The sequence below is a fragment of the Bradyrhizobium sp. UFLA03-84 genome (assembly GCF_002289535.1).
In the GTDB taxonomy this organism is placed as follows: domain Bacteria; phylum Pseudomonadota; class Alphaproteobacteria; order Rhizobiales; family Xanthobacteraceae; genus Bradyrhizobium; species Bradyrhizobium viridifuturi.
This window is the reverse complement of sequence record NZ_NSJY01000005.1, coordinates 903,539-918,152: the sequence shown is the minus strand read 5'-3', so window position 1 is coordinate 918,152 and position 14,614 is coordinate 903,539. Positions and strand designations below refer to the sequence as shown.

The window sequence follows — 14,614 nt, the reverse complement described above, 5'->3', positions numbered from 1 at the left end:
CCGATAGGCTGCGTAGCTTCGACGCTCGGCTGAGCAACATTGCGCGGACATCGTGGGCTGCAAGGCGCGCGCTTCATCACTGCGCCAAATAGTCGAATTCTCGTTTTGAATTGGACGGCGACCCCCTGCGCATCATCAATCGGTGACCGGAGCATCGAGTTCCCACAAAGACGACAGGGAGGTTTGGCATGGCGCGATCCGCCGACATCGACATCAACGCGGGCGCACGCCTCGACCGGCTTCCGATCTGCGGATTCCACTGGCGCATCCTGGCCCTGATCGGTGCCGGCATGTTCCTCGACGCATTCGATATCTATCTGGCCGGCGGCGTGCTGGGTGCGGTGCTGAAGGATGGCTGGTCGACGCTCGAGCTCAATGCTGCCTTCGTCTCCGCGACCTTTGTCGGAATGACGATCGGCGCCTGGTTCTCCGGCATCCTCGGCGACCGCTTCGGCCGCCGCTTCTCCTACCAGATGAACCTTGCGATCTTTGGCCTCGCGTCGATCGCGGCGGCCTTCGCACCCAGCATGACGGTGCTGATCGGCCTGCGTTTCATCATCGGCATCGGGCTCGGTGCGGAGATCGTGGTCGGCTACGCGACCTTGACGGAGTTCGTGCCGGCATCATCGCGTGGCCGCTGGATCGGGCTCTTGGCTGTCATCACCAACTTCTCGCTGTTCGCGTCCTCCATGATCGGCCTGTGGGTGATCCCGACGCTTGGATGGCGCTATATGTTCGGCCTTGTCGGCCTGCTTGCGATGATCGTCTGGATCTTGCGCAAGTCGATGCCGGAATCGCCGCGCTGGCTGGCCGCCAACGGACGCGCCGATGAAGCCGAGAAGATCCTGGCGGCGATCGAGGCGGAGGCCGCGCGCAAGGGGACGCTGCCTGCTGTCGTCGCCGGCGCCCCGGCGCAGGACCCTCCCGGTTCGGTCTGGCGTTTGTTCCAGCCGCCGTATCTGGCGCGCACGCTGCTCGGCAGCCTGCTGCACATCGTCGTCGGGTTCAGTCTCTACGGATTCATCGGCTGGCTGCCGAGCTTCATGGTCAAGGGCGGCCACAGCGTGGTGTCCTCGCTGGGCTACACCACCGTGATGGCGCTGGGCGGGCCGGTCGGATCGCTGATCGGGCTGGTGCTGGCGGACCGGCTCGGACGCAGGCTGTCGATCGTCTGCTCGTCGATTGCGGCTGCGATCCTCGGTATCGCCTATCCACACATGCCGGATGGTGCTGCGCTCGCCGGCGTGGGCTTCCTGCTCGTCACGGCGATCTATGTCATGCTGGCGACCGGGTTCGCGATGCACGTCCCCGAATTGTTCCCGACGCGCTATCGGCTTCGCGGCACCGCGATCTGCGCCACGTCCGGCCGCATCGCGACCGCGCTGGTCCAGTACGTCGTGGTCGCGATCTTCGCCTGGCAAGGATTGACCGGCGTGCTGACGACCCTGGCCGGCATCCTCGTGTTCCAGGCCGTGGTCTTCCTCATGTTCGGATTCGAAACCAAAGGACGCTCGCTGGAGGATGCGTCGGCCGTCGCGGAAGCCACAGCGGGAAGCCAGCCGTCGATCGCGCGGAGGCCGGCGGATATCGGCGCTTAGCTCAGGCCGGAGCAGGCTGCCTTGATCCGGTCGCGGAGCCAGCCGTTTGCGTTGCTCTGATCGTATCGGCGATGCCAATACAGCATCCAGTCGAACGGGGCGGACTCGAACGGCAGGTCCTCCATCCGCAGGCCGTCATCCATAAGCACGGCGGCCAGATGCCTCGGCATCACCGCGAGAAGATCGGTCTGCTTCAGAACATGCGGCACCACCAGCCAATGCGGTACATTCAGCGCGATGCGTCTGCGGTGGCCGCGCTCAGCGAGCACGTCGTCGACGAAACGAAGATCGGCCGGGCTGATCGAGACTTTCATGTGCTCCTGCGCGATGAAGCGCTCGAAGGTCAGCCGTCCGTGCTTGATCTGGTGGCTGCTCCGCATCAGGCAGACCATGCGGTCGCGCAGCAGCGTCTCCGAACGGATCGATGCGGAATGGTCGAGCCCCATACTGACCGCGACGTCGATCTCGTCCCGCTCCAGCGCATCGATCGTCAGCGCAGGCGGCAGGTGGATGACGTTGTAGGAGATCCGCGCGTCCGGCGATCGTGCCGCCGCGAGCCTCGGCAGCAGCAGGCAGGCGAGAATGTCCGACATCCTGATCGTGAAGGTGCGCTCCGTCCGGCTCGGGTCGAAGCCGGCATCGCTTGCCATCACGCGCTCGACCTGGCGCAGCACCTGGCGCAGCGGCTCCGCCAGTTCGGTGGCGCGCGGCGTCGGCTTCATGCCGCTCGTCGTCCGCACCAGCAGTTCGTCCTCGAACATCGCGCGCAACCGGTTGAGCGCGTTGCTCATCGCCGGTTGACTGAGGCCGACGCGGTCCGCCGCCTTGGTGACGTGACGCTCGGCCAGCAGTGCGTCCAGCGCGACGAGCAGGTTGAGGTCGATGGATCGAAGGTTCATCGGTCATTCATATCGTGAATACCGAAAGATCACAAATCCATTTCATCCATGACGGCGCAGGGCGTATCAATCGATCCGACCAAGGAGGCATCAATGAGCTTTGAGACGATCAAGCGCGACGTGAAGGTCTGCATGTTCGATCAGTACGGGACCGTCGTCGACATGCAGGGCGGCCTGACAAAAATCGCGGCACCATTCCTTCAGAACAAGGGCTGGAAGGGCGATCCGAATTCCTTCGTCACCTGGTGGCGCCGCACCCATTTCGAGAACTCGATGATCGATGCGCTGCTGCATCGCGAGCACACGCCCTATCGCGAAATCGGGCACCGCGCGGTTGCCCACGTGATGGACCGCGCCAAGATCGACTACACGATGGACGACGTACGCTATCTCGTCGGCGAGATCGAGAAGCTGGCGCCGTTTCCGGAAGTCCCGGAGGCGCTCGCGCGGCTGCAAAGCAAGTACAAGCTCGTCGTGCTGTCGAACGGCGATCCGGACATGCTCGAGACCGCGAAGCAGTACCACAAGATCCCGTTCGATCGCGTGATCTCGGTGGCAGAGGCCAATTCGTTCAAGCCGCATGTCGCGACCTACACCAAGGCGGCCGAGATCATGGGCGTGAAGCCCGACCAGGTGCTGTTCGTGGCCAATCATGCCTTCGACTGCATCGGTGCCAAGTCCGCCGGCATGCGCACGGCCTTCATCGACCGCCGCAGCCGTCCGTTCGGCGTCACGCCGCACCAGCCCGATATCCTGGTGCCGTCGATGAAAGACCTCGCCGATGCGATCGTCTGATCGCGAGCCGCTGTCGGGCATCAGGGTCCTCGATCTCTGCCGGGTGGTCTCGGGTCCCTTTGCCACGATGCAGCTTGGCGATCTCGGCGCCGACATCGTCAAGATCGAGGATCCCAGGCAAGGCGACGAGAGCCGCCGCTATGGGCCGCCCTTCGTCGGCGGCGAGAGCGCGTATTTCCTCTCGGTGAACCGCAACAAGCGCAGCTGCGCCGTCGATCTGAAGTCGCCGGCAGGACGCGACGTGGTGCTTGATCTCGCATCCGCCGCCGACGTCGTGATCGAGAATTTCCGTCCCGGCACGCTCGACAGATGGGGGCTCGGCTTCGACGCGCTGCGAGCCCGCCGGCCTGACATCATCCTGTGCAGCATCACCGGGTTCGGCCGCACCGGTGCGGATGCCGGACGCCCGGGCTACGATCTGATCCTTCAGGGCGAGTCCGGCGTGATGGACATCACCGGCGATCCCAAGGGGCCGCCGACCAAGGTCGGCACGTCGATCGCCGATCTCGTCACCGGTCTCTACGCGTCGCATTCGGTGCTGGCGGCCTTGATGCGGAAGAGCCGGACCGGTGAGGGCGGCCGGGTCGACGTCTCCATGCTCGACGCGATGGCGTCACTCCTGACGTTCAACGCCGGCATGTACTTCGCCACGGGACAAAGCCCGATGCGCCGCGGCAACGTCCATCCGACCATCAGTCCGTATGAAACGTTCGAAACCGGCGATGGCTGGATCAATGTCGGCGTCGCGAACGACAAGTTCTGGGCGGCGTTTTGCGACGTGATCGGCCGTCCGGATCTGCGCGAAGACGTCCGCTTCGAAACCGCCCCGAAGCGCGCGGCAAGCCGCAAAGAGCTGGTCGCGATCCTCATCCCGATCTTCGCGCAAGGCAGCCGCGCCGATTGGCTGCAAGCACTGGGCGCGGCCGGCATTCCCTGCGGCGCGATCAAGTCGGTCGGCGAAGTCTGCGAAGCGCCGCAACTGACGCAGCGCGGCATGGTCCAGAGCGTCCGCCATCCGGCGGCGGGTGACGTCAGGTTCATCGCGAGGCCGACGCGGTTCGGCGACGAACCGCCGGCGCCGTCGACTCCGCCGCCAATGCTCGGCGAACACACGCGCGAGGTGCTTGCGGAATGGCTTGGCTGGACCGACGATCGGCTGGAGAGATTCGCGGTCGAAGGCGCGTTCGGAGATCATGGACGGAGCTTCGTGCGATCGCCCATGTGAGTGTTGTCATGAGAGATATTGCCGAGCAGATGCTGCGCCGCGCCGTCGAGGACGAGCGGCAGGAATTCGGATCGTTCTTCCTGTCGCGCTTCCTCGGACTTGATGTCGTCTACCAGGGCGAGGCGTGCACCGTGTCCTTTGACGTCGTGCGACCGCTGTTCAACCCGCAGGGCACACTGCACGGCGGGGTGCTCGCGACCGCCCTCGATATTTCAATGGGGCATCTCGTCAACCATGTCGCGGGCGCCGGCACCACGCTCGAGATGAAGGTGCAATATCTCGCCGCGGTCCGCGAAGGGCGCGTGACCTGCCATGCGACCTTCCTGAAGCGCGGCCGCAAGACCTTCTTCGTCCAATCCGAGGCATCGAACGCGACCGGCGAGCCGATCGCGTTCGCCACATCGACCTGGCAGCTGCTGAACCGAAGCTGAGGGCGGGGAAGCGAGGGGCCGGCGGGCTGGTGCTTCCGTGATTTTACGGTAGAGAACACCGGACGAGCGTCACCCTTGGAAGCCATTCCGTCCTCGTGGGCCGCTCGCCTCGGTTGCGCCGAGCGGCTATGTTGCGGGGTCACTCATTGGAAGCTTTGAGGGGTATTACGTGCAAGTCATACGAAATGGGTTTTTATCACTTCTTGCCTTGGCAGCGTTGACCCTGGAAGGTCACGCACAAAACACGGTCGCCGCGCTGGAGTGCGATTTTCCGCTTGCTTCAACTGACGATTGGAACATGGCCGCGTCGACCCTGCAATATTACATCGATACAGCCGGAGGCTGGAAAGTAAGCCAGGATTCCTTCGCCTTCGATGGCCCGACCAAGGTTACGATCGATGGCAAGGAGCAAGCCGCTTCGCTTTCGATCACCATTTCCCGTCAGTCGGGCAAGGCGACCAAGACCCTTTCGTCGGGGGGGAAATCCCTGACGATCAGCGGGGAATGCAAAAAAATGGAATCCAGCGGACGGAAATTCTAGGCGCCTGTGAATGGCGATGGCCGCGGGAGCGTCATCAGCGATCGTCGTCGATCCCGTTCAACGGGCCTTGTCTTAATGGCGCACCCGACACGATTCGAACGTGTGACCTTTGCCTTCGGAGGGCAACGCTCTATCCAGCTGAGCTACGGGTGCGTGCAGGGGTTGATTTAGCTGATTGGTCCGTTGTCGGCAACGGCCTTGGCGGGGCCGGGCCAGGCTGTAAACTGCCTGCGTTAATATGACAGGTCCAAGCAAAAAGGCCGTCTTTCGAGGGAGTTTGCCCATGCGTCCGCTGGAATTCGGCTGGTATCTGCCCACGCATGGCGACACCACGGCCTATGGGCTGATGGAAGCGCAGGTTGCCGGGTCGCCGGAACTCTGCGAGCGCGTGGTTCAGGCGGCCGAGGATGCCGGCTTCGAGTATCTGCTGATCCCGGTCGGCTCGGTGTGCTGGGAGGCCTGGATCACGGGTGCCTTCATGGCGGCGCGCTCGGCGCGGATCAAGCCGCTGATCGCAGCGAGGCCCGGCTACATCAACCCGGTGCTGATGGCCAAGATGATCTCGACCTTCGACCAGATGTCGGGCGGGCGGATCTGCATCAACCTGATCGCCGGCCAGAACGAGAGCGAGGTCGAGGCCGAAGGCGTGCGCTACGCGAAAGAGGAACGCTACGCGCTGATGGAGGAGGAGGTCTCGATCCTGAAGGCGCTGTGGACGACGCGCGGGCCGGTGACCTTCCAGGGCAAGTTTCACACCATCTCCGGCGCGCATATCCGGCCGCGTCCGTTGCAGCAGCCGTTTCCGAAATTCTATCTCGGCGGCGGCTCGCGGCAGGCCTGGGAGGTCTCGGCCAGGCATTCCGACGTCCATCTGTTCTGGGGCGACCTGCCGGAGCGGATCGCGGAGAATATCGCCGAGATCCGGCGGATGGCGCGGGCGCATGATCGCGAGGATGCGATCGGCTTCGGCATGCGGCTGCAGGTGATCTGCCGCGAGAACGAGGCGGACGCCTGGGAGGCGGCCGACCAGCTGGTGCGCCACGCCACCGAGCGGCAGAAGCAGGAGATGAAGACGCTCTACGTCAGGTCGGAGGCCAACCAGCGCGTGCAGCAGCTCGCGCGCGACTATGGCGATCTCTTGATGCCGCATCTGTGGACCGGAATCACCAAGGTGCGGCCCGGCGCCGGGATTGCCGTGGTCGGCAATCCCGAGCAGTGCGCCGCGACGTTGCAGCAGTTCATCGACGCCGGCTGCCACTCGTTCTGCCTGTCCGGCTATCTGCACGACGAGGAGGCCGAGCGGTTCGGCCGCCTGATCCGCCCGATCCTTGCCGCGAATAATCGCGGACGGCTCGCGGCTTGAGCGCCGTCCGGAAGATACGGGGGGGCTTACCGAATATTCATGCTCGAACCGACGCGAAACGCGCCATGATCGCGGCCGATCGCATCGCTGCCGGCGGCGCCAACGGAGTTGAACCATGCATCATCGAGCCTGGCTTGCGACCTTGGCGTTGGTCGTCGTGACGGCCGCGCACGCACCGATCGCGGCGGCAACGCAGGCGCAGATCGAGCGTGACAAGAAGCCGGTCAAGCAGGTCGCGAGCGGGAGGATCACGGTCGGCAGCGCGACCTTTCCGGTCTACCTCTCGGCCGATTGGTCCAACCCGCTGCCTGACGTCACCCGCGCGGTGCTCGTGCTGCATGGCGTGCTGCGCAATGCCGACGATTATTTTCGCGCGGCGCTGAGCGCACAGGCTGCGGCCGGCGACGCCGGCAAGAGCGCGCTGATGATCGCGCCGCAATTCCTGATCGAGCCCGACGTCGAGGCGTTCAAGCTGCCGGCGGATACGCTGCGCTGGAGCCTTTATGGCTGGCAGGGCGGCGAGCCCGCGCTCGCGCCCGATCCGGCGAGCTCGTTCGAGGCGCTCGATGCTATCCTGGCGAAGCTCGCCGACCGCAAGCTGTTTCCGAACCTGAAGCAGGTCGTCGTGTTCGGCCATTCCGGCGGCGGCCAGGTGGTGCAGCGCTATGCAATCGCGGTGAAGGGCGATCAGGTGCTGCTGCGCGAGGGCGTCGGCGTACGCTATGTGGTCGCAAATCCGTCCTCCTACGCCTATTTCACCAAGGAGCGGCCGGAGCCCGCGATCGCGGCGACATGCGAAGGCTATAACAGCTGGAAATTCGGCATGGACGATCGTCCGCCCTATCTCGCCGCGCCTTCGCCGGCTGCGCTGGAGCAGGCCTACGTCGCGCGCCGCGTGATCTATCTGCTGGGCACGCTCGACACCAACCCCGATCATCCCGCGCTCGACAAATCCTGCATGGCGGAAGCCGAAGGACCGTATCGCTACGCGCGCGGGCATTCTTACGTCGCGGCGATGCAGGCCCGCGACCACGGCGCGCCGAACCACAGCGTGTGGGACGTGCAAGGCGTCGGCCATCAGGGCGGCAAGATGCTCAACTCGCCCTGCGGCCTGACCGCGGTGTTCGACATTCCCGGCTGCGCGGTGGCGCGCTGAGCGTGATCCGGAAACGTGGAAGCCGATTTTCCCTCGCGACCAACGCGGAACGCGTTTGCGCGGAGATCATGCTCAAACAATGAGATGCGATCATGATGCGATGCCATGGAAACGCATCATGATCGCATCACGCACACCGGAATGTGTGAGTCGGGTCAGTGGCAAGCCGCGTCGAGATCGCCTACGCTCAGGTCGCGAATGAAGCATCACGACCAAAAGCTCGATGGAGATCATCATGAGAGCATGTTTGTTCGCGGTTCTGACGACAGGTGCGTTCCTGGGCCTGACTCCGGCCAACGCCGCGGAGGGATGCGGCGACGGCTGCCACAGGACCTCGGGAGGCGCCTGCGTGATCGACGGCTGGGGCACCAGTGCGCGGGTCAGGAACGAATGTCCCGCCACCACGCGCCCACGTCCGCCGTGCGGCGGCCATGGATTTGCCTGGCGGCGCGACTACCAGGCTTGCTCCCAGACGACCAAGGATTGGCTCTAGCTTTCCGCGCGCCGACCGGTCCGCCTTACGCCGGCACGTTTTGCTCATCAACGCGATCGACCCACGGCAGGCCGCCGCCGGGCTACGCCCTCAATGCGTGCCGCAGGGTTGCTGATGGCGGCTCGCCGAATGCGCGTCGATAGTATCCGGAGAAGTGGCCGAGATTGCCGAATCCGCATGTGAAGGCGACATCGGTTACCGAGGTCGCGTTGCGCGTGTCTTGCAGCATCCGTCGGGCGTGGTTCAGTCGAACTCGCTTCACGAAATCCATTGGCGAATAGCCGCGGCTCTTCCTGAACGAATGGAATAACGTACGTGCGCTCACGCCGGTTACCGCCGCAAGTGCCTCGATCGTCAGAGGCTGCTGCCAATTTGCCTCGATATAGGCCTCGGCGCGATGGACTTGCCAGGAAGCCGCAGACGGGAGACTGCGACGCAGCAGAACGCTGTAATTGCTATCGTTCGCCATCAGGAACGACACGATCATTGCCTGCTCGAATTCAGCCGATGCCAGTGGATGAAGGGGGTAATTGCCGCGGTCGAGCTGGTCGACAAGAAACGTGAATAGTCTTCGGAGATTCTCAGTGTCAGGACGCTGGAAATCCGCAGCCGGTGCAAACACCGGAGGAGCCTTCAAGGGGGCTCCGGTCAACGCTTCCAGCTTCGCGCACAGCGCCCGGGGGTTCACGCTGAGGAGGAAGTGTTCAAATTCTGCACCATAGTCGAGATGGGCGCGCTCGAAGGGGGAGCCGATCAGGCCCCGATCGGCATCAATATCGACGCTGCCGCGGCCGATCACCCCTCGCGCGCTGCCCTTGAACGCGAACAGCAGGGCGTAGACTTCGAGCGAAGGGATTTCGATCCGCAATCGTGCGCGATTCCTGGCATAGGCCAGCGCGATGCTGCCGAGCTGGCAGCGATTGGCGACGGCGTCGAGGGTCCTGTCGCGGTCGTTGATATCGAACTTCGCGCCGGGGTAGTGCCGCCAAACGGCCGCTTCCAGTGCGCCGACATGGCTGGTTCGCACGTGCTGAAACGATTGCAGCGGAGTGCGGTCACAGTCTGTTGCAGGACCTGCCATGGACCCCCTCGGCTCCAGGAAAGTTCAACGCCGCTGCAATTGCGCAATTTGAGCAACGGTCTCTCAGACTAGAGTGGGCGGGGTTGGCCGTACATTCCGGAACAATACTGAATTCGGGGCTGCTGCGAAGACAGCCGCGCGGCGGCGCGTGTCCGCTGCTGCGATCCGAACCGTCCGTGAGATGGGGGGGCGCCGATTGCGCAAACTGAGTAGCGAAACGCGGCCGCTGCCCGATTAGATGGTTGGTATATCCGTCAGATAGTTGGATTTCCCCGCACCCAAGGGGCATGGAGTCCCGGCAATGACAATCCGCAAGAAGTTCTTTTTGCTTGCCGGCATTCTGCTCGGACTGTTCGGTGCCGTCGTCGGAGTGCTCGCTTTTGTCCAGAAGCTCGATCGGGACCAACTCGCCAACATCAACGAATACGAGTTGCCCCTGATGCAGTTGGTCGCGGATTTTGACGTCAATACCGACAGATATGAGCTTGAGATCCTGCGCGAGGTGCGGTCGGATCACGATGCGGCAAGCCGTCGGGCTGCGGCTGGCGCCGCAAAGGCGCTGGCCGACGAGTTGCGCAACACGGTGGGGGCAGGGCGTACGATTCTGCAAAGAGCGATCCGCGACCCCGGCTACGAAACCGAGGACCGCGTCGAACTCGCGCGGATCACCGGTGTATTGCAGTATCTAAGCCGCAATCTCGAGGAGTTCATTGCAGTCGGCGAGTCGACGCTTGCGGCGCTCGCCGATGGCCGTCGCGACGATGCGCGTCAGGCATCGTTCGGATTTGGCAAGTTCGCGCAGGCGTTCGGCTCGGACCTCTCTCAAATCCGTCACGAGCTTGCCGATCTGACCAGCCGATCGACCCGTTCCGTTCTCGCCCGGCGGAAGCTGGACACCTATCTGAGCTTCGGCCTGTTCATTGCCGCCTGTGGCATCGGCCTCGGCGTCAGCGCGATCGGGTCGACCCGCGTGGTGTCGGGGTTGCGCCAGCTGGTTGCCAGCACCAAGGCCATTGAATCCGGCAAGGATATCGTGCCGGTCTCGATCCGCAGCCGCGACGAGGTCGGCGAGCTTGCGCTTGCATTCAACCGGATGCTGGAGGAACTGCGTGAGCGGGATCGCCTGAAGGACACGTTCGGCAAGTTTGTCGATCCGAGGCTGGTGAGCCGCCTGATTGCCAGCGGCGCCGATCAGGCCGAGCGGCGCAGCCTGACCGTCTTTTTCTCCGACATCAAGCAGTTCACCGGCATCAGCGAGCAACTGACGGCGAGCGCAGTGGTCCATCTGTTGAACAACTATTTCGGCGCCGTCGCCGACGTCATTCACCGCCATCGTGGCATCATCGACAAGTATATCGGTGACGCCGTCATGGCATTCTGGGTGCCGCCGTTTTCGGCCGGCGACGATCACGCTAGCGATGCCTGCCGTGCCGCGCTGGCGCAGCAGCAGGCGATCGCAGCGCTGCGCGCACATCTGCCCGAGATCACCGGCATCAGGCGCAATACACCCGACGTCGTGATCCGGATGGGCATCGCCACGGGGGAAGCGATTGTCGGAACCATCGGCTCGGAAGCGGCGCGCTCTTATACTGTGATTGGCGATACCGTGAATCTCGCCTCGCGTCTGGAGAGCATCAACAAAGTCTATGGGACGTTGATTCTGATCACCGAGGAAACCCACCGCCTGGCACAAGGCGCAGTCGAGGCGCGCGAGGTCGACCAGATCATCGTGGCAGGCAAGACAGAGCCGGTCCGGATCTACGAGCTGATGGCGTTTGCCGGAGAGCTCGATGCCTCGCAGAATGAGCTTCGAACGGCCTTCGCCGACGGGCTCGAAGCCTATCGGAGGCAGGATTGGGACGACGCCCAAGCCCGGTTCGAGGAGTGTCAGCGTTGCGCACCGAACGACGGGCCGACGAAGCTGTTCCTCGAACGCATCAGCCTCATGCGCAAGACGCCGCCGCAGCCGGATTGGAACGGCGTCTGGCAGCATCTCGAAAAATAGCCAGCCGGCGTGTCAGCTGCCGCCGGTAGGCTTGCGCTATTTGAGTAGCCGGCCCATCGGCTGTTTGGTTCCATGCAGAGGAGGCGGCGCGTCACGCCTTGTTCGGAGCTGCTGAAATGCATAGGGGCAACAAGGGCGAAGGAGGCGGGTCGCGGCGGGCGTTTCTTGCGCTGACGACCGCGGCGGCCGCCAGTATCGGCGCGCCGACATTCGGCCTTGGTGGACGGCATGCCGCGGCGCAGCAACGACCGGCCGCCGATCTGCCCCGCAAGCCGCCTGGCAGTCGAAAGCCCAACATCCTCTTCATCTTCACGGACCAGGAACGCTATCAGGCCAGCTGGCCGAAGGGCCTGTCGCTGCCCGCCCATGAACGCCTGCAGAAGACGGGCGTGACATTGCACAATCATTATTGTCCAGCGGTGATGTGCACGTCCTCGCGCGCCGTTCTTCTGACCGGCCTGCAAACAGCCGACAACCGGATGTTCGAGAACTGCGACGTCCCGTGGGTGAGGAGCCTGTCCACTAAGGTCCCGACCATTGGTCACATGCTGCGCAAGGCCGGATACTACACGGCCTACAAGGGCAAGTGGCACCTCAATCGCAAGTTCGACAGCGAGGATCCGGACCGGCTGTTCACCAAGGAAATGGATGCGTACGGCTTCTCGGATTATTTCTCCCCGGGCGACATCATCGGTCATACGCTCGGCGGTTATCAATTCGACCCGCTGATCGCCAGCAGCGCGATCACCTGGCTGCGGCGCAACGGGCGTCCGCTCAGCGACGACGGGAAACCGTGGGCCCTGTTCGTCAGCCTAGTCAACCCGCACGACGTGATGTACTTCAACACCGATCGCCCCGGGCAGAAAGTGCAGGACACCGGAAGCCTGATCAAGCATGCAGCGCGTGCGCCCGAGCACCAGCTGTTCAAAGCCAGCTGGGACGTTTCCCTTCCGAAGAATATCACCGAGGCGTTCGACAGTCCGGCGCGCCCGCCAGCTCATGGTGAGTTCCTGAAAGTTTGGGATTACGTGCTTGGGCACATCCCGCCCGAGGAGGAGCGCTGGCGGCGCTTCAACGACTACTACATCAACTGCATCCGTTCCGTGGATTCGCAGGTCGACCGAATCCTGCAGGAGATCGATGCGCTCGGCCTGACCGACAACACCGTGATCTGCTTCACGTCGGATCACGGCGAAATGGCGGGAGCGCACGGATTGCACGGCAAGGGCCCGTTTGCCTACGAGGAAACGACGCATCTGCCGTTCTACGTGGTTCACCCCGATGTCCGCGGCGGGCAGGACTGCCGGGCCCTGAGCGGACACATCGACGTTGTGCCGACGCTGCTCTCGATCGCGGGAGTTCCGCCAGAGAAATCCAGCGAAATCGCCGGCCGCGCGCTGCCCGGCAAGGACATGACCAAGGTGCTGACAAATCCCGGCGCCGCCGACGTTCACGCCATCCGCGAGGCGATCCTCTTCACCTATAGCGGGCTCGGCGCCAACGACAGCACCCTCTGGCAGGTCGTCGGAGAGGCGCGAGCAGCGGGCAAGAATCCGGTCGTCGCGATCCTCAAGAAGGGCTTCAAGCCCGACATGAAAAAGCGCGGCAGCCTGCGCACGACATTCGACGGACGTTACAAGTTCACACGCTATTTTGCTCCGGGAGAGCGCAATCGTCCGGTCAACCTCGCCGATCTGTACAAACACAACGACGTCGAGCTGTTCGATCTCAAGGAAGATCCCGCCGAGATGAAGAACCTGGCGGCCGACAGGGCAGGCAAGGACGAACTGATCACCACCATGAGCGACAAGCTGGAGCGCATGATCAAGGCGGAGATTGGGGTCGATGACGGTCGCGAAATGCCGAATCTTCCTCGCATCGAGTGGACCATCGATCGAGTCGATCTCTAGGCGAATCAATCACCTTACGGGGGCGCAGATGGCAGGTAGCGGAAGCCGACTGGCAGCGAACTTCAGACGCGGCGGATGGTGGCTGATAGCCGGGGCCGTCGTGCTTGCCGGAACACCCGCCTGGTCCGACGAAGCCGGTGTCAGCGCCTGGCTTCCCGGCACATTCGGATCGATGTCGGCGGTGCCGACCGCGCCAGGATGGTCGGCCGCTGCGGTCTACTATCACACGTCGGTCAATGCAGGCGCCAATGTGGCCGCCGCGCGCGAGGTCGAGATCGGGAGATTCACCCCGACCGCCACCGCCAGCCTGTCGGCCAGCCTGAACGCCAACGCCGATCTCTTCTTCCTGGCGCCGACCTACACCTTTGCAACGCCGGTGCTGGGCGGCCAGGCCTCGGTCGGCTTCACAAGCGTTTTCGGCCGCGCCAATGCCGGCCTGAACGGGACGCTGACGGCATCGATACCACCGTTCACCTTGATCCGCTCCGACTCGATCAACGACGCCGTGACCGGTGTGGGCGACCTGTATCCGATGGCGACGCTGAAATGGAATCAGGGAGTCAACAACTGGATGGTGTATGCGAGCGGCGACGCGCCGGTCGGCGCATACGAGCGCACGCGCATCATCAATCTCGGTATCGGCCACGGATCGATCGATGGCGGCGGCGGCTACACTTATTTCAATCCAAAGACGGGCACGGAATTTTCCGCGATCGCCGGCTTCACCTACAACTTCAAGAACACCGTCACCGACTATCAGAATGGTATCGATTTTCACCTCGACTGGGCGACCTCGCAGTTCGTGACCAAGCAGCTGTTCGTCGGCGCGGTCGGCTACGCCTACGAGCAGGTCACCGGTGACAGCGGATCTGGCGCCAGGCTCGGGCCGTTCAGATCCCGCGTCGAATCGATCGGCCCGCAGATCGGCTACGTGTTTCCACTCGGAACGATGCAGGGCGTTCTCAACGCCAAAGGCTATTGGGAGTTCGACGCCGAAAATCGGCCCAAGGGGTGGAATACCTGGCTGACATTTGCGATCTCCAATCCGCCGCCCCCGCCGCCTGGAAAGCCGATCGCCAAATAGGTGGTCTTGCAGGCCTCTGCAAACGATGGCGAA

At 63.6% G+C, this 14,614-nt stretch carries 13 protein-coding genes and 1 tRNA gene; 11 read left to right on the top strand and 3 right to left on the bottom strand.

Annotated elements, in window-relative coordinates:
* Positions 1–188: 188 nt before the first annotated feature.
* Entirely contained in the window at positions 189–1,598 is a 1,410-nt protein-coding gene (locus tag CK489_RS07050) for an MFS transporter (protein ID WP_095731745.1), read from the top strand.
* On the opposite strand, the gene CK489_RS07045 is transcribed toward CK489_RS07050, so the two are convergent.
* A complete protein-coding gene (locus CK489_RS07045) occupies positions 1,595–2,497 on the bottom strand; it encodes a LysR family transcriptional regulator (RefSeq protein ID WP_095731744.1) in 903 nt (300 codons plus the stop codon). The two genes, CK489_RS07050 and CK489_RS07045, sit on opposite strands and share 4 nt — an antisense overlap.
* Positions 2,498–2,590: 93 nt before the next feature.
* Here CK489_RS07045 and CK489_RS07040 point away from each other — a divergent pair, with 93 nt between their 5' ends.
* The 4 genes from CK489_RS07040 (at position 2,591) to CK489_RS07025 (ending at position 5,489) form a co-directional block, all read left to right on the top strand.
* A complete protein-coding gene (locus tag CK489_RS07040; protein WP_095731941.1) occupies positions 2,591–3,292 on the top strand; it encodes a haloacid dehalogenase type II in 702 nt (233 codons plus the stop codon).
* Entirely contained in the window at positions 3,279–4,517 is a 1,239-nt protein-coding gene (locus CK489_RS07035; protein ID WP_095731743.1) for a CaiB/BaiF CoA transferase family protein, read from the top strand. Before CK489_RS07040 ends, CK489_RS07035 begins: the two co-directional genes overlap by 14 nt.
* 8 nt (positions 4,518–4,525) lie before the next feature.
* Positions 4,526–4,948, top strand: coding sequence for a PaaI family thioesterase (locus tag CK489_RS07030; protein ID WP_095731742.1), 423 nt, complete (start codon positions 4,526–4,528; stop codon positions 4,946–4,948).
* 169 nt (positions 4,949–5,117) lie between these two features.
* Positions 5,118–5,489, top strand: coding sequence for a hypothetical protein (locus CK489_RS07025; protein ID WP_143278104.1), 372 nt, complete (start codon positions 5,118–5,120; stop codon positions 5,487–5,489).
* 76 nt (positions 5,490–5,565) lie between these two features.
* Here the strand turns inward: CK489_RS07025 and CK489_RS07020 are convergent.
* A tRNA-Arg gene (locus CK489_RS07020) sits at positions 5,566–5,642 on the bottom strand.
* 130 nt (positions 5,643–5,772) lie between these two features.
* On the opposite strand from CK489_RS07020, the gene CK489_RS07015 reads away from it, so the two are divergent.
* The 3 genes from CK489_RS07015 to CK489_RS07005 all read left to right on the top strand — a co-directional run bounded on the left by CK489_RS07015 (position 5,773) and on the right by CK489_RS07005 (position 8,501).
* A complete protein-coding gene (locus tag CK489_RS07015) occupies positions 5,773–6,852 on the top strand; it encodes an LLM class flavin-dependent oxidoreductase (protein WP_095731741.1) in 1,080 nt (359 codons plus the stop codon).
* A 115-nt stretch (positions 6,853–6,967) separates the two neighbouring features.
* Complete coding sequence (locus CK489_RS07010) at positions 6,968–8,008, top strand: alpha/beta fold hydrolase (protein WP_095731740.1); 1,041 nt, start codon at positions 6,968–6,970, stop codon at positions 8,006–8,008.
* A 235-nt stretch (positions 8,009–8,243) separates the two neighbouring features.
* Positions 8,244–8,501 (top strand): GCG_CRPN prefix-to-repeats domain-containing protein, encoded by a 258-nt coding sequence (locus CK489_RS07005; protein WP_245350274.1) that lies wholly within the window; start codon positions 8,244–8,246, stop codon positions 8,499–8,501.
* Between the two features lie 82 nt (positions 8,502–8,583).
* Here CK489_RS07005 and CK489_RS07000 read toward each other — a convergent pair whose 3' ends face one another.
* Positions 8,584–9,582, bottom strand: coding sequence for an AraC family transcriptional regulator (locus tag CK489_RS07000; RefSeq protein WP_095731738.1), 999 nt, complete (start codon positions 9,580–9,582; stop codon positions 8,584–8,586).
* A 301-nt stretch (positions 9,583–9,883) separates the two neighbouring features.
* On the opposite strand from CK489_RS07000, the gene CK489_RS06995 reads away from it, so the two are divergent.
* The 3 genes from CK489_RS06995 (at position 9,884) to CK489_RS06985 (ending at position 14,581) form a co-directional block, all read left to right on the top strand.
* On the top strand, positions 9,884–11,587 hold the full coding sequence (locus CK489_RS06995) for an adenylate/guanylate cyclase domain-containing protein (RefSeq protein ID WP_095731737.1): 1,704 nt from the start codon (positions 9,884–9,886) through the stop codon (positions 11,585–11,587).
* A 116-nt stretch (positions 11,588–11,703) separates the two neighbouring features.
* On the top strand, positions 11,704–13,497 hold the full coding sequence (locus tag CK489_RS06990) for a sulfatase family protein (RefSeq protein ID WP_095731736.1): 1,794 nt from the start codon (positions 11,704–11,706) through the stop codon (positions 13,495–13,497).
* A gap of 100 nt (positions 13,498–13,597) precedes the next feature.
* Positions 13,598–14,581, top strand: coding sequence for a SphA family protein (locus CK489_RS06985; RefSeq protein WP_347336304.1), 984 nt, complete (start codon positions 13,598–13,600; stop codon positions 14,579–14,581).
* Positions 14,582–14,614: the final 33 nt, after the last annotated feature.

What these genes read in the sequence shown, in the direction of transcription:
- CK489_RS07040 (WP_095731941.1), top strand. Translation starts at nt 2,591, where the DNA reads ATGAGCTTTGAGACGATCAAGCGCGACGTGAAGGTCTGCATGTTCGAT.
- CK489_RS07015 (WP_095731741.1), top strand. Translation starts at nt 5,773, where the DNA reads ATGCGTCCGCTGGAATTCGGCTGGTATCTGCCCACGCATGGCGACACC.
- CK489_RS07035 (WP_095731743.1), top strand. Translation starts at nt 3,279, where the DNA reads ATGCGATCGTCTGATCGCGAGCCGCTGTCGGGCATCAGGGTCCTCGAT.
- CK489_RS07050 (WP_095731745.1), top strand. Translation starts at nt 189, where the DNA reads ATGGCGCGATCCGCCGACATCGACATCAACGCGGGCGCACGCCTCGAC.
- CK489_RS06995 (WP_095731737.1), top strand. Translation starts at nt 9,884, where the DNA reads ATGACAATCCGCAAGAAGTTCTTTTTGCTTGCCGGCATTCTGCTCGGA.
- CK489_RS07045 (WP_095731744.1), bottom strand. Translation starts at nt 2,497, where the DNA reads ATGAACCTTCGATCCATCGACCTCAACCTGCTCGTCGCGCTGGACGCA.
- CK489_RS07010 (WP_095731740.1), top strand. Translation starts at nt 6,968, where the DNA reads ATGCATCATCGAGCCTGGCTTGCGACCTTGGCGTTGGTCGTCGTGACG.
- CK489_RS07005 (WP_245350274.1), top strand. Translation starts at nt 8,244, where the DNA reads ATGAGAGCATGTTTGTTCGCGGTTCTGACGACAGGTGCGTTCCTGGGC.
- CK489_RS07000 (WP_095731738.1), bottom strand. Translation starts at nt 9,582, where the DNA reads ATGGCAGGTCCTGCAACAGACTGTGACCGCACTCCGCTGCAATCGTTT.
- CK489_RS07030 (WP_095731742.1), top strand. Translation starts at nt 4,526, where the DNA reads ATGAGAGATATTGCCGAGCAGATGCTGCGCCGCGCCGTCGAGGACGAG.
- CK489_RS06990 (WP_095731736.1), top strand. Translation starts at nt 11,704, where the DNA reads ATGCATAGGGGCAACAAGGGCGAAGGAGGCGGGTCGCGGCGGGCGTTT.